Source organism: Vibrio sp. E150_011 (assembly GCF_053544015.1).
On record NZ_JBHFOL010000016.1, the window covers coordinates 1 to 13898 of the forward strand.

At 45.4% G+C, this 13898-nt stretch carries 11 protein-coding genes; 5 read left to right on the top strand and 6 right to left on the bottom strand.

Features of this window, described 5'->3' with window-relative positions; all coding sequences use genetic code 11:
• Positions 1 to 314: 314 nt before the first annotated feature.
• The 3 genes from cspE to codB all read right to left on the bottom strand — a co-directional run bounded on the left by cspE (position 315) and on the right by codB (position 3394).
• Positions 315 to 527 (bottom strand): transcription antiterminator/RNA stability regulator CspE, encoded by a 213-nt coding sequence (gene cspE / locus ACE1OE_RS19330; RefSeq protein ID WP_102532607.1) that lies wholly within the window; start codon positions 525 to 527, stop codon positions 315 to 317.
• Positions 528 to 852: 325 nt separating this feature from the next.
• Positions 853 to 2130, bottom strand: coding sequence for a cytosine deaminase (locus ACE1OE_RS19335; protein ID WP_449211995.1), 1278 nt, complete (start codon positions 2128 to 2130; stop codon positions 853 to 855).
• A 16-nt stretch (positions 2131 to 2146) separates the two neighbouring features.
• Positions 2147 to 3394: a cytosine permease gene (gene codB / locus ACE1OE_RS19340; protein ID WP_102532605.1), complete on the bottom strand. Its 1248-nt coding sequence runs from the start codon at positions 3392 to 3394 to the stop codon at positions 2147 to 2149.
• 547 nt (positions 3395 to 3941) lie between these two features.
• Here codB and ACE1OE_RS19345 point away from each other — a divergent pair.
• Positions 3942 to 4232 carry a hypothetical protein gene (locus ACE1OE_RS19345; protein WP_449211996.1) on the top strand — a complete coding sequence of 97 codons (291 nt, stop codon included), beginning with the start codon at positions 3942 to 3944 and terminating at the stop codon, positions 4230 to 4232.
• A gap of 53 nt (positions 4233 to 4285) precedes the next feature.
• Complete coding sequence (locus ACE1OE_RS19350; protein WP_449211997.1) at positions 4286 to 4819, top strand: hypothetical protein; 534 nt, start codon at positions 4286 to 4288, stop codon at positions 4817 to 4819.
• Positions 4820 to 4905: 86 nt separating this feature from the next.
• On the opposite strand, the gene gbpA is transcribed toward ACE1OE_RS19350, so the two are convergent.
• The 3 genes from gbpA to ACE1OE_RS19365 all read right to left on the bottom strand — a co-directional run bounded on the left by gbpA (position 4906) and on the right by ACE1OE_RS19365 (position 9163).
• Positions 4906 to 6363 carry an N-acetylglucosamine-binding protein GbpA gene (gene gbpA / locus ACE1OE_RS19355; protein WP_449211998.1) on the bottom strand — a complete coding sequence of 486 codons (1458 nt, stop codon included), beginning with the start codon at positions 6361 to 6363 and terminating at the stop codon, positions 4906 to 4908.
• Between the two features lie 393 nt (positions 6364 to 6756).
• On the bottom strand, positions 6757 to 7638 hold the full coding sequence (locus tag ACE1OE_RS19360) for a LysR family transcriptional regulator (protein WP_449211999.1): 882 nt from the start codon (positions 7636 to 7638) through the stop codon (positions 6757 to 6759).
• 82 nt (positions 7639 to 7720) lie between these two features.
• Positions 7721 to 9163 carry a sugar porter family MFS transporter gene (locus ACE1OE_RS19365; protein WP_102532816.1) on the bottom strand — a complete coding sequence of 481 codons (1443 nt, stop codon included), beginning with the start codon at positions 9161 to 9163 and terminating at the stop codon, positions 7721 to 7723.
• 594 nt (positions 9164 to 9757) lie between these two features.
• Here ACE1OE_RS19365 and iolE point away from each other — a divergent pair.
• The 3 genes from iolE (at position 9758) to ACE1OE_RS19380 (ending at position 13892) form a co-directional block, all read left to right on the top strand.
• Positions 9758 to 10651 carry a myo-inosose-2 dehydratase gene (gene iolE / locus ACE1OE_RS19370; RefSeq protein ID WP_102532553.1) on the top strand — a complete coding sequence of 298 codons (894 nt, stop codon included), beginning with the start codon at positions 9758 to 9760 and terminating at the stop codon, positions 10649 to 10651.
• Between the two features lie 118 nt (positions 10652 to 10769).
• Positions 10770 to 12641 carry a 3D-(3,5/4)-trihydroxycyclohexane-1,2-dione acylhydrolase (decyclizing) gene (gene iolD / locus ACE1OE_RS19375; RefSeq protein ID WP_449212000.1) on the top strand — a complete coding sequence of 624 codons (1872 nt, stop codon included), beginning with the start codon at positions 10770 to 10772 and terminating at the stop codon, positions 12639 to 12641.
• Between the two features lie 72 nt (positions 12642 to 12713).
• Complete coding sequence (locus ACE1OE_RS19380; protein WP_372078663.1) at positions 12714 to 13892, top strand: Gfo/Idh/MocA family protein; 1179 nt, start codon at positions 12714 to 12716, stop codon at positions 13890 to 13892.
• Positions 13893 to 13898: the final 6 nt, after the last annotated feature.

A 13898-nucleotide genomic window follows, 5' to 3' on the forward strand; every position in this document is an offset into this window, starting at 1 on the left:
TAGACAATTGAAAAAATTCGATTAAGTTAAGTACATCGAGTTCGCAACGCGCTGAATGAGATCCCCTTTTTCAAGGGGATGACGGTTCTTGTGCTTGGTTTGAAACAAAAAATGGGGCAGAAGTGTTTTACAAGCCTAAGGCTCTAATACCCCGAAACACACCAAACGGTATTGGAACGGTTCAGACTCTATTACCCTTTGACATCAATAGGCATGATTTATTGTTTTTAAATGATTGTTGCTGCTTATCTTGGGTTTTTAGGCATAAAAAAGGCCCCGACTAATCGAGGCCTAGAAATTTTTTAAGCGCGTTATTACTGAGGAACAACGTTTGTCGCTTGTGGGCCTTTTTGGCCTTGCTCTACTTCAAAAACGACCGCTTGGCCTTCTTTTAAAGTTTTGAATCCGTCGCCAGTGATAGCACGGAAATGAACGAACACGTCAGCGCCGCCATTTTCTTGCTCGATGAATCCGTAGCCTTTCTCTTCATTGAACCATTTTACTTTGCCAGTCGTGGTGTTAGACATCTTTTGTCCCTTACATTTCAGATTAAAACTCTCGCCTTACGGCTATCTTGCTTAGTGGTTCGGTTTATTTAATCAAAGCGTAAATGGGAAAAACGAATAGCAAATACTCGCATAGGGACTATCTGACAATACAACTCGCACTCTTTTACTCTTACATTTAAATAACTCTAAAAACACTAGAGCCAAATTAGTTTAGCACAGCGAATAGGCTATTAAATGAAATTGTTATGACGGTGAGCACAAAACAGGGCAACAATTTGTACAAAAAGTCGCCCTGTTTCAATATGAGACCATGCCGCCGCTGCAGCGATTAACGAGTTATCGCTTAGCGCTTGAAGGTGACTTCTTCAATGGCATCCAAGTGGATCTCTGTTTGAGCAGGTTTGGTCGTAGCGATAATTGCGCCCTTACGAATAGAGTAGCTCACTGGCACTTGGCGGCGAACCGCATCAAAACCATTGTCCGCAGGCAGTAATACTAGGCTACCGTGCTTACCAATGTCCAAACCATGGGTGTCTTGGATGTTGAGTGTTTTTGCTGAGTTAGCGCTGATCAAATCTAAAGATTCGTTGATTTGGTCGTAACCCATCACTTGGCAAACATGCAGCCCCATGTGCAGGACTTGCAACATGTTTGCAGTACCCAGTGGGTACCACGGGTCAAAGACATCATCGTGTCCAAAACAGACATTGATATCTGCCGCGAGCATTTCTTTCACACGCGTTACGCCACGGCGTTTAGGATAGTCATCAAAACGACCTTGCAGGTGGATGTTTACCAAAGGGTTGGCAACAAAACTGATTCCCGACATCTTCAACAAGCGGAATAAGCGTGAAGCGTACGCGCCATTATAGGAATGCATAGCGGTGGTGTGGCTAGCCGTGACCTTGTCACCCATTTGGTATTTATGAGCAAGTGCTGCAAGGGTTTCGATAAAACGCGATTGCTCGTCGTCTATTTCGTCACAGTGCACATCAATCAAGCGGTCATATTTGTTCGCAAGCTCAAAAATGAAGTGCAGAGACTCAATACCGTACTCGCGAGTGAACTCGAAGTGCGGGATCGCGCCAATAACGTCAGCGCCAAGTTGTACAGCCTCTTCCAAAAGCGCCTTACCATTTGGGTAAGAGAGAATACCTTCTTGAGGAAAAGCAACGATCTGGATATCGACCCATTGCTTCATTTCTTCACGCACTTCAACCATCGCTTTTAGGGCGATAAGGGTAGGGTCTGACACATCTACGTGGGTACGAACATGCTGAACACCATTGGCAATCTGCCATTTTAGCGTTTGTTTCGCACGTTGTTTTACGTCTTCAATAGAGAGCAGTGCTTTGCGCTCAGACCAGCGTTCGATGCCTTCAAACAAGGTACCGGAAATGTTCCAGCTTGGCTCGCCTGCCGTTTGGGTCGTGTCGAGATGGATATGAGGTTCACAAAATGGCGCAACCGCCATATGGCCTGTCGCATTGATTATGCGGTCGGCCTGCATTTGTTGAGAACCCGCTACCTCGATTGTGGTAAATACGCCATCTTCAACAAGGATGTCAAAGCGACCTTCACGTTGGTCAATGGCGGTATTTTGAATGAGTAGAGATGACATAACCGGCGATTCCTAATTAATGGCTATCAGCGTGCGTAACGGCTGCGCTGTTTTTATTGAGCATTGGGTTTAATACAAGATAGCTTAACGCGCCACCAAGTACTGCATTGACTGGAACGACACCAGGTAAAAAGTGTCCTGCAGCCACGCCCACGGCGACGGCAATAATACCTGCCCAATTCACCGTTTGGAATGTTGTGGTTTCAAATTGCTTGTATTTTTTACGGTTGGCAAGGAAGTCAGCAATGATCACGCCACCAATTGGTGGAATAGCAATCGATAGGAAGGTCAACCAACCGACAAAGTTATTGTATAGCCATAGTGCACATAAGGTGCCGACGATGCCATTTGCCATAGAAAGGTATTTACTTGGCAAGCCCGTCACGTTCGAGAAACCTAAGCCTGAGGCATATAGCGCGTTGTCGTTCGTGGTCCAGATATTTAAGCCCAATACGATGATGGCAGGGAGTAATAGCCCTTGTGCAATCATCACTTCTGAGATATCAGACTGACCCGTCACGGCTGCGCCTGCCGCGCCAAAAACAAACATCAGAGAATTACCAATAAAGAAGGCGGTCATTGTGATGAATACGGCGTTTCTTGGCTTCTTACCAAATCGAACGAAGTCAGCCGTTAAGGTGCCAGCACTAACAAACGAGCCGACTACCATCGCTAGAGCGACAGAGAAATCGATAGGCTCTGATGGTTGAATTTTTTGTAGCTCTGCCACACCACCAACGCTGTCGACCGCGGTAAACACCGAGTAGCCACCCAATAAAGCAATCGCGGGAACGGCAATGGCAGAGAGTACCATTAACGCTGAAATACCAAAGTAAACCGTTGCCGTCATTAATAGGCCACTGACAATGATGAGCGTGTTGGTATCAATGCCCGTTGCTTTGTGCACCGGGATAGCAAACATTGCCACGCCGACACCAAACCAACCGACTTGCGTGCCGCCAAGTAATACGGAAGGAAGCCATGAGCCTTTTGAACCGAAAGAAAAACGAGCAAGAAGGTGAGTAGAGAGGCCAGTAGAAGAGCCGATGTAGCCAAGAAAAGAAGTATAGATACCGAGGATTAAGTTACCGATGAGAACCGCGAGGAGAAAATCGTTAAAGGACAGTCCAGTGCCGAGTGAGCCACCTGTCCACATACTGGCGGAGAAAAATGTCAGCCCCAGCATCACCATTGTGAGTGACGCAACCCCTTTCCTAGCCGATGTGGGAACCGGACCAAGACTGTAGTTGTTATCCGCAGCCATTTTATACCCCTTCGTTAAATCAAAATAGTTAAGTCAAATTCTTTACAGAATGCCTGCTTATTTCGTGCAAACGGCGTGCATTATGGCGATGTAACTTTGAGTGTCAAGAGGAGTTTTTTACGACAAATTACGATAAATGATAATCTTTGAATTTTTTGTTTTTAAAAACAAAACACTAGACTAATTGCTAACCATGTAAAAACTAATTTTTTTCAATTTTAAACGTAAGTTACCTCTTAGGCAATGGTTTGCAATTATAGTTTTATCTCGTAGTTGCCATTTTCATTATTATGCTTATAAAGGCATAAAGGCATAAAGGCATAAAGGCATAAAGGCATAAAGGCATAAAGGGTTGGGTTAACTATTTACAGTAAAGAGAGCGGTGTCGATACAACGACTATTAAGTCGTCGGAAGATAGCCCAACAATGTTATGAGGCCAATTTCATATTGTGTGTCGTGGTGTTATCTAAAGTTCGCATTATGTTTACTGGTTCTCGGTAACGGTATGATCGTCCCATCAACTCATATTGACCACCAGAGAGATGAATGAAGAAATTAAGTATTGCGACCGCCTTTGTACTGATTGTCGGTGCCACCTTTGCCGTTGCAATAAGTGACGTAAAGGCGGCGGGTCAAAGGGTGGCAGACAATCAAGAAAGCAGCATTAAACCCATTGTGGCAGAGTTTGTCTACTATGAGCGGACGCATGACGGCTACGAGCATTGTGTTTACCAACACAATGGTTTTGTTAGCGGCGTATCTCTCGAACATTTAGGAGTAAAGGTAGGTAATGAATGCCCAGCTGCCCTAGTGTTTTCATTCAACGAATCCCTGTGATCTTGCATCGTTACCATCGTTCTAATCCGTTGTTCTTAAAGCCGAGGTCGTTAATGTTAAAATTTGTTGAGCGCAAAAAAGCACGTCAAGCCATCGCCTATAATTTGGTCCTTGCTGGATTGGAGCGTGATGACGCCGAACAGCTTGTGTATGAACACTCGACGCCCGACATGCTGTTTGATGATATGTTAGAAGCTGTCAAAGATCTCACGAAAAACAACACAGAGAAAATGCTTTGTTTTTCGTATGTTATGTTGTCAAACGAAATTACGTGCCTGAGAAATCAAACGCTTATTACAAGCGAATTGGCTTCTTCCTATCAAGCTAATGCCTCATACCAACACCTAGCTGAAAGTAATACTGTCGATGTATGTAAGCCCAAGGTGCAGGGCGCGGCGGTTACTGCACAAAGCCGTCGTGATTTGGGGGGGGTGTTTATGAATCTCAATGCCCTTATGACTGGTGAGAGCGTCATCGAAGACAATCAACTTGACCGCATTCGGAATCGCTACCGTCTAATGATTGATTATGTCGCGTTAAAAGAGATGAATGAAAGGCTGTATTCATTCCACCTTAAGAGCGCGTAGCCTGAGTGTAGATGATACCGTTCATTTCAATAAAGCACCTCGTAACGCAGAGGTGCTTAATATAGATTTGCTTTAGCTTTCTTTACTTACATCGCGCTGAGTTTATCCCACGCTGATGTCCAATGACTGCCTGTCCCAGGTTCATACTGAGTCGCGGAAGGTGACCACTGAATACAATAACCCGAGTATGGGAAAGGTTTACATTGATAGATCCCACCATCGGTTGCTAAGACTTTTGTCCCTTCGGTATATTCAGATAGATTATTTGGGAAGACAAAATCGTAGTCACCAGGCTCAGTGGTGTCGACCAACATAAAATCATTCGTGGTTTGGTCAATAAGATTATCGTTTTTATCTTTTACGCGAGTCACCAACATGTGATGCCCGGGTTCTGACTTCGATAATGTTAATGTCACGCTTTGTGAATCGCCGTCGGCAATCTCAATTTTTTGATTGGCAAGAGATTCTTGGCCATGATTGTACACATCCATTTCAACGTTTACGTCACCTGTGGCAACGACGCTCAAGGCAAGAGCAACTGGTGACTCTGTTATTGTGTACTCCGGTTGTAAGCCCGAAATTTCAACACCGACTACCGGTGGCGGTGTCACAATGTCATACCCAATTTCAACACGCTCTAACGCGCTGTTTTCGGCAACATAAACTGGATTCGCACCATAAACAGGGGTGGCATTGCCATTACTATCCATGGAGCCAGCTTTGATATCGTTTCGGTCAGCATTTATCTGTGAAGCAAGTGCATGAGACCATTGGTTAGCTTGGCCTTGTGCCGCACTTTGAATCGTGATGCTGGTGGATAAGCTTGGCAGTTCACCATTGTTATCAAAGACACGTGTATAAACGGAATCGCCGATATTGAGATCCATAGTTGGGTTAATGGTACCTGCTGGACTCCAACCCGGAATTCCAGGGTTTTCACCACTAAACTCCACATCAATCACGTTATAGAATGCGGCAGCAGTATCGCCCACATCCCACACTGCAAGTACAATCTGATAGCCACTTCGTTCAGGTACTTGGCACAGGTGTGACATGCGCATTGGCGGTTTTTCCATATTGCCTTCAACAACACAAAATGGGTTTAAATCAAACGAATCACGTGTAAGGGCTTGGTTAGGGTTCCAATCCGCTTTTGTGATGTAGTATTTCCAATCCCTTGTCGTGTGGTTGGCGGTAAAAGTCCACTCAAAATGTTGAGCGCCTGATTGGATCGGGCGTTTTACCCAGCGATCAGCCGTTTGTTCGTTCAGCGCAGAAAACTGACTTAACCCAGCACTGGCGATTTGTCCGTCTGGTGGGCCGCCTTGTGGAAAGCCTTCAGGGCCTTCAATGCTCTGAGGTTCCCACTGCACTGAACCGCAATTAGTGTTTTTCTCACCTGTGCTAGCAGGATACTTACATAACGTCCCACGCGCTTCTGCAATGCCATTATCGACCGATGAGACATACCCATGGCTAAACACTTGCGGGCTTAATGCAAGCCCAATAGCCACCACTGGAAAAAGAACCTTGGAATTCTTCATGCTATTACCTTTTTATAATTTTTTTGTTTGAAATGTACGTAACACGCATCACGCATCATTACGTTGAGCTTCGATGTTAAAACGTTCGCATCCTGCGACCGTTAGGCGGTAATTTAACGATATAAAATAAGCCGAGCGAATGAGTTGTTTGTTTTATGGAATAGATTTCTATGTTTTGATTTTTATATTGAACAAATGATATGTTTTAGGTGATTATTCTGGTCATTTGTACTAAGTGAGATTTTAGTGTTGGTTTTGTCACTAAATAAGAATGCTAACAAGGTAAGGGAAGTGGATTGTTCCACGATGTTGGTTTGCTGGTTTGCACAAGATTGCAGAAAAAAGGTGTGACTGAGTGTTCGATTAAGCCGATGAGTAATACCATGCCCACATTCAAGCCAATAAAAAGGCTTTAAAATGATTAGCCACGGCAGATGCGGTCGCAGGGGGTTGATAATACATGTTTAAGCTCCAAATACTCGTATCGAAATCCTCTAGGATAGCGGTTATTTCACCGTTGTTGATGCGCTCTTCAACCAAGAATCGGGGGAGGTAGGCGATCCCTGCACCATTTAACGCCGCCTGTAATAATAAATCGCTATCGTTGACTTCCAGTGATTTTGGCACCTTGATGATTTGGCATTCATTGTTTTGTGTAAACACCCAGTCATTGCTGCCGGTGAGTGTGGTGGCAAACAGGCATAAATGCGCTTTTAAATCGATTGGGGTTTGTGGAATGCCGTTTTTCGTTAGGTAGTGGGGGGAGGCGACTACGACAAAGGGGCTTTGCATGATTTCGCGACGAACCAGGTGTAAGTCTTTTTCTCTATACCCTTGATATGACGCGTTGGCACTTATGGTGATATCACTGTCCGCAGCATGATCAAGTGCCCACGGGGTGATATTGAGATTGAATGTTACATCGGGGTTGGTGATGAGGTATTCACTGATTTTTTCCATTAAAAAGTGATTAGCGTAGACGGGGGTGCAAATCACATCAATATGCCCTTTATCATGTTGTTGATAGTCTTGCATGGTACGCATAACCGCTTCTGAGCGGTCTACAATAATGGAAAACTCATCAAACAACGTTTGCCCCGCGGGTGTGGGCTTCAATAGGCGATTGTTGCGTCGGTACAGTGGCATTCCAAACTTTTGTTCAAGTTCTTGTAACCAACGACTCCCCGCAGAGACAGATATATTCAATTTACGTGCAGCGGCTGAGATTGAACCGGTACGTACGACATAAATAAAAAACGCCATTTTATCTAACATTGAATTTACCTGTATTTAAGAAAGGACAAATTAAAAACAGGCTACCCATCTGGAATAGCCTGTTCTAGCGAGGTTACGTGATTTAAACGGTCGCTTCCGTCGCTTTAGCAGGGGATTTTTTGCCCAGCTTTTCGGCCATTACTTTTTCCATATCCTCAAGAGCAACGCCTTTCGTTTCTGGAACATATTTGACCACCACCACCATACAGATGAGCGACAGGGCAGCGAACACCCAAAACGCGAATGCGCCATTGAAGTTCTCTTTTAAATATGGGTTTTCGTTAAGCATTGGGAAGCTTTGGGTCACAATGAAACCGGTAAACCATTGTGCACCAACAGCAATAGCCATTGCTCTCGAGCGAATGCTATTAGGGAATATTTCCGAAATCATCGTCCAACATGCGCAACCCCAAGAGGTCGCATACGCCACAACATAGAGACAAAGTGCGAACAATGCCGCGTAACCTTCTGTGCCGGTGTACAGCACGTAGCCTACAATGGTCATACCTAACGCACAGCCCAAGGTACCATATTTCATTAGTGGTAAACGGCCAACCTTGTCGATTAGATACATGCCTAAGCCGTTACCAAGAATAAAGACGACGCCCACAAATGTGGTTTGGAAAAGAGCGTTCTCAGTCCCCCCAGCGATTGGTTTTAAAATCTCTGGCGTGTAGTACATGATGACGTTGATGCCGGTAAGTTGTTGCGCGGCTGCGACAAAGGTACCAATGACAAGAATGGAAAAGAGTAGTGGAGACCGTAAACTGATTTTGCTGTTTTTAGATGCGTTTGCTGGCACCAATGATTTTTGGATATCAAGAATGACTCGGTCAGCATGCTCTGGGTTGGAGATGCGTGAAAGCGTCTCTTTTGCTTTGCCTATCTTGCCTTTGAGTACCAACCAACGAGGCGATTCTGGGATCATGATTAACAAGCAACCAAACAACGTTGCGGGTAACACTTCAGAAGCCAACATCCAGCGCCAGCCTACGTCCACTAGCCATGCCTCAGACATCCCCTTCGCGATGAGGTAGTTGACGTAGAAAACCCCCGTTTGTCCAATAACAGCTGACTGTTGGAACATACTGACGGCACGGCCACGAAAGTCCTTCGGAGCCACTTCTGACATGTACATAGGAGAGACGACACAGGCGATACCCACGGCAATACCACCCACAATTCTAAGTAATACATAGATGGTAAATGTAGGGGCGATGGCAGAGCCAATGGCGGAAATAATGAAGAGCACTGCAGATAAAAAGAGTGCGCTTCGGCGACCATATTTAAGGGCAACGGTTCCAGCAGAGACCGCGCCAATAATACTGCCTAACACGACGCTCGATACCGCCCAGCCAGTCTGTGCTGGTGTTAAACCAAAATGATCTCTGATAGGGCCAATAGCGCCGGAAATAACCGCGGTATCGTAACCGAGCAGAATCCCTCCCAGTGCGGCGATACAACAAATCCTAACGATATAAGCGATATTATGTTTATGAGACTGTGTCTCAGAATTAGGTGACATTACATACTCCTTTGTACGAGACCCGGCACTGGCTCAACCATCAAATAAGGCAGTGTGGGTGGTTATCCGATGCACCAATGAATGTAGGGTAAGCGTATCGGATTTAATAACTCGCCATGAATTTAATAATAATTGTAAATATATATGATAAATATTTTTCATTTTGGCGGCGTTTAGAATCATAAGGCTTCAGGATGAATCCGGCCACTAAATAAACGAACCTTTGTTTCATAATGTTAACTCGATCAAGGTATGAAAAATATTTATCGAATGTCATTTTTTGGTTAACCTGTTGAATTTATTGCTATTTTATTAAGTGTGATCTATGCCGTGTTTTGCTCTTAGCCCCCGTAAACTCTAGTTTTTTCAAGTTTTCATTTAAATTCGTTATGGATTTTTCATGGGTGAAAAATATTTTTCATTTTTATTTTTTTGAATTATATTGGCTCTCAGTGAAGCAAACTAGTGTGGCTGAAATAGCGATGCCATTGACGAACAGCAATAAGCGCTAATGGCGCAAGATGCTAACGACAGTGCCGGAGTGAATACCAGCCTCATTCTATTTAATTTGAAAATCATTTTTGGAGTACGAACATGAGTAAAGTTCAATATGGAATTAGCCCTTTAACTTGGACCAACGATGACATGCCAGAGCTTGGTGGTGAAATCCCGTTGGAGACGTGTTTGAGTGAAATGTCTGAATCTGGCTTTACTGGTACAGAACTAGGAACGAAATATCCAAGAGAGCCTGAAGTCCTGATTCCGTTACTAAAAAACCACAACTTAGTATTAGCGTCTGGCTGGTTTAGCGGCAACCTAATGACATTAACAGCAGAAGAAGAAATTGCAGAGATGCAAGGGCATATCCTGCTACTGAAAGCGGCTGGCTGTAAAGCAATGGTGTACGGAGAAGTGAGTAATACCGTCCATGGCGACATTACTAAGCCATTATCTTCTCGCGTTATTTTAACAGACGACGAGTGGAAAACTTATGCTGAAAAACTGACAACTGTTGCGGATTATCTACTGAACAAGCATGACATCAAGCTGTCTTTCCACCATCACGTGGGCACAATTGTTGAGACGGAAGAAGATATCAACCGCTTAATGGAACTCACAGGTGATTCTGTTTATCTGACGTTAGATACTGGCCACATCACTTACGGTGGTGGTAACCCTGTCAACATTATTGAGCGTTGGGGTCACCGCATCGGTCACATGCATTTTAAAGACCTTCGTATCGAAGTAATGAACGCTGCTCGTGATGCTGATAAATCATTCTTAAATGCAGTACTTGATGGTGTATTTACCGTTCCAGGGACCGGTGATGTGAACTACGACGATGTCTTCGCTGCGCTCAAAGCTCGCAACTACGAAGGTTGGCTATTAGTAGAAGCTGAGCAAGATCCGGCAAAAGCACACCCACTAACGTTCGCAAAAACGGCTTACGAGAACATCACGGGTTACGCGAATAAATACGGCTTGTAATAAAAAGTGGCTTATTGAAGGGCTGCCCCAACAATAAGCCAAACAAAGTCGACAACTATGGAATACGCAATTGGTACATGAATGTACCAATTGCGAGTAAGAAAGATCGAGGAAGAAGATGAAAACTGTACGCCTAACTGTGGCTGAGGCCCTAGCGAAATATCTTGCAGCGCAGAAAATTGTAGTCGATGGAAAAGAAGAGCAATTATTTGGTGCTGCTTTCGCCATTTTTGGTCACGGTAATGTGACATGTTTTGGTCAACAGCTAAAAAACATCGAAGAACAAATCCCCACATGGCGCGGTCAAAATGAGCAATCAATGGCCACGGCCGCAATTGCTTATGCTAAGGCCAACAAACGTCAACGTATTGGCATTGCAACAAGCTCAATTGGCCCTGGTGCGACGAACATGGTCACAGCGGCAGGTATTGCCCACACAAACCGACTCCCTCTATTACTTATCTCTGGTGATGCTTATGTTAGCCGCCTGCCAGACCCAGTATTGCAACAGCCGGAAAACTTTGAAGACCCATCGGTCACCTCTAACGACGCATTCAAGCCTCTTACTCGTTATTGGGACCGCGTGTTGTCGCCTTCTCAGTTAATGCATACGCTACCTCAAGCGCTTGATACTATGCTTGACCCTGCAACTTGTGGCCCTGTTTTCCTTGGCTTGCCGCAAGACGTTCAAGGGATGGCCTACGATTTCCCTGAAGTGTTTTTCGCTGAAAAATGCCACCGAATCCGTCGTCCTGAGCCAGAAATGATTGTGTTAGAAGAAGCGAAAGCGATACTCACACAAGCGAAAAAGCCACTGATTATTTCAGGTGGTGGCGTCCATTATTCACTCGCCACCGACGAACTTGCCGCGTTTGCAGCGAAGCACAACATCCCAGTGGTCGAAACCATTGCAGGTCGTGCAACGATGTTGCAAGACAACCCATTGAACGCTGGCCCAATTGGTGTCACCGGTTCAAATTCAGCTAACCACATGGCAAATGAAGCCGATGTTGTGCTTGCCATAGGTACGCGATTACAAGATTTCACCACCGGTTCTTGGAGCGTATTTAAAAACCCAGAAATGCAGCTTATTAGTATTAACGTGGCAAAATTTGATGCGATTAAGCATCGCTCTTACCCCGTGCTTGGTGACGCTCAAACTTGTATGACTAAGTTGTCTGGCTTATTGGTAGATTGGCGCTCAAGTGATGAATGGTCTGATAAAGCAAAAACCAGAGCCGACGAATGGAAAGCACTCGTGCAACGCCGCACTAACCCACAAGCGGGTGAATTGCTAGACGGCACGTCTTCTTACGCTGAAGTGATTGGCAAACTCAACCACAGCATGGAAGAGGGTGACACGGTTCTCACCGCAGCGGGTGGTTTACCTGCTGAGCTGTCAATGAACTGGCAAAACTACCAAATCGGTAAGTTTGATATTGATTTTGGTTACTCGTGCATGGGCTATGAAATCGCCGGAGGCTGGGGGGCTAAAATTGCCAACCCTGACAATGACGTGGTGGTTCTTGTCGGTGACGGCTCATACCTTATCCAAAACTCAGACATTTACTCGTCTGTCTTGACTGGTCACAAAATGATCGTGGTTGTGTGCGATAACGGCGGTTTTGCTGTCATTAACAAGCTGCAAAATAACACGGGTAATGAGTCATTCAACAATCTTCTAGAAGATTGTCGTCGCCCTGACGGCGAACTGGCTCGTGTTGATTTTGCTAAGCACGCTGAAGCGCAAGGTGCTATCAGTGAAAAGCTGACTTCTATTACCGAATTTGATGCTGCGTTCGCAAGAGCGAAAGAAGCAGACCGCACTTATGTCATCGTTGTTGATATTGACCCTGTCTCTCCAGCCGCTTGGTCGAAATGCGATTGCTGGTGGGAAGTTGGGCTTCCTGAAGTGACTCGTAGTGAAGAGACGGCGAAAATTGTCGCTGATTGGGAAGAAGGCCGATCGACTCAGCGTCGCGGTGTTTAATCGAAATTACAATAACTTAACCACTGAGACATAGCCGGTTTAGGTAATGTCTCAGATAACGGAGCAAAAATTATGTTTAATGAAGAACGTCGCTTTGAGCAACCTCTACGCTGGGCAATGATTGGTGGTGGACGTGGTAGTCAGATTGGTTATTCCCACCGTAATGCCGCACAGCGTGATGGTTTATTTAAACTGGTCGCAGGTGCATTTGATTTGGATGCCGATCGCTGTCGTGATTTTGGGACGAACCTGGGCCTTGATTCTGGTCGTTGCTACGCGAACTATAAAGAGATGTTTGCGGCGGAAGCGCAGCGTGAAGATGGTATTCAAGCAGTGTCGATTGCGACACCGAACTCAACGCACTACGAAATCTGTAAAGCGGCCCTAGAAGCAAACCTTCATGTGGTCTGTGAAAAACCCATCACATTTACTTCTGAGGAAGCGGAAGAGCTTAAAGTCATCGCTGCAGAAAATAATCGTGTCATTGGTGTGATGTACGGCTACAGCGGTTTCCCTATGGTTCAGCAAGCACGAGAAATGGTACAGCGTGGTGATTTGGGTGACATCCGTGTCATCAACATGCAATTCGCTCATGGCTTCCACAATGAAGAGTACGAACTCAACGATCCAGGCTTAAAGTGGCGTGTTAGCCCTGAAGTCTCTGGTCCTACTTATGTGCTAGGTGACATCGGTACACATGCTTTTTACTTGTGTGAAGTGATGACGGGTCTAGAAGTTGATCGCCTTGCTTGTATGCGCCAAAGCTTCATCAAGTCTCGTACCCCACTAGAAGATAACGCGCACGTCATGATGGAATTTAAAGGTGGCGCTGTTGGTACGCTTTGGGCTTCAGCGGTGAACGCTGGCTCAATGCATCAACAAAAAATCAGAATCGTTGGTTCAAAAGCTTCTATCGAATGGTGGGACGAGCAGCCAAATCAACTTCGCCTAGAAGTACAAGGTGAACCGTCGCGCATTTTGGAGCGTGGCATGGGCTACTTGCACCAAGATGCACCGGGTGTCGCGGTGAATCGCGTCGGCGGTGGTCACGCAGAAGGGTACTTTGAGTCTTGGGCAAACCTTTATCATCGTTTTGCTTTGGCATTTGATGCCGCGGAGCGTGACGACCAGCAAGCGCTGTCTGATATCTGGTTCCCAGGTATTGATGCGGGTATCGAAGGCGTTCGTTTATGTGAGAAGTGCGTGGAGTCTGCTGACCAAAACGCCGCTTGGGTAGAATTTAGCAAATAAGGGCAC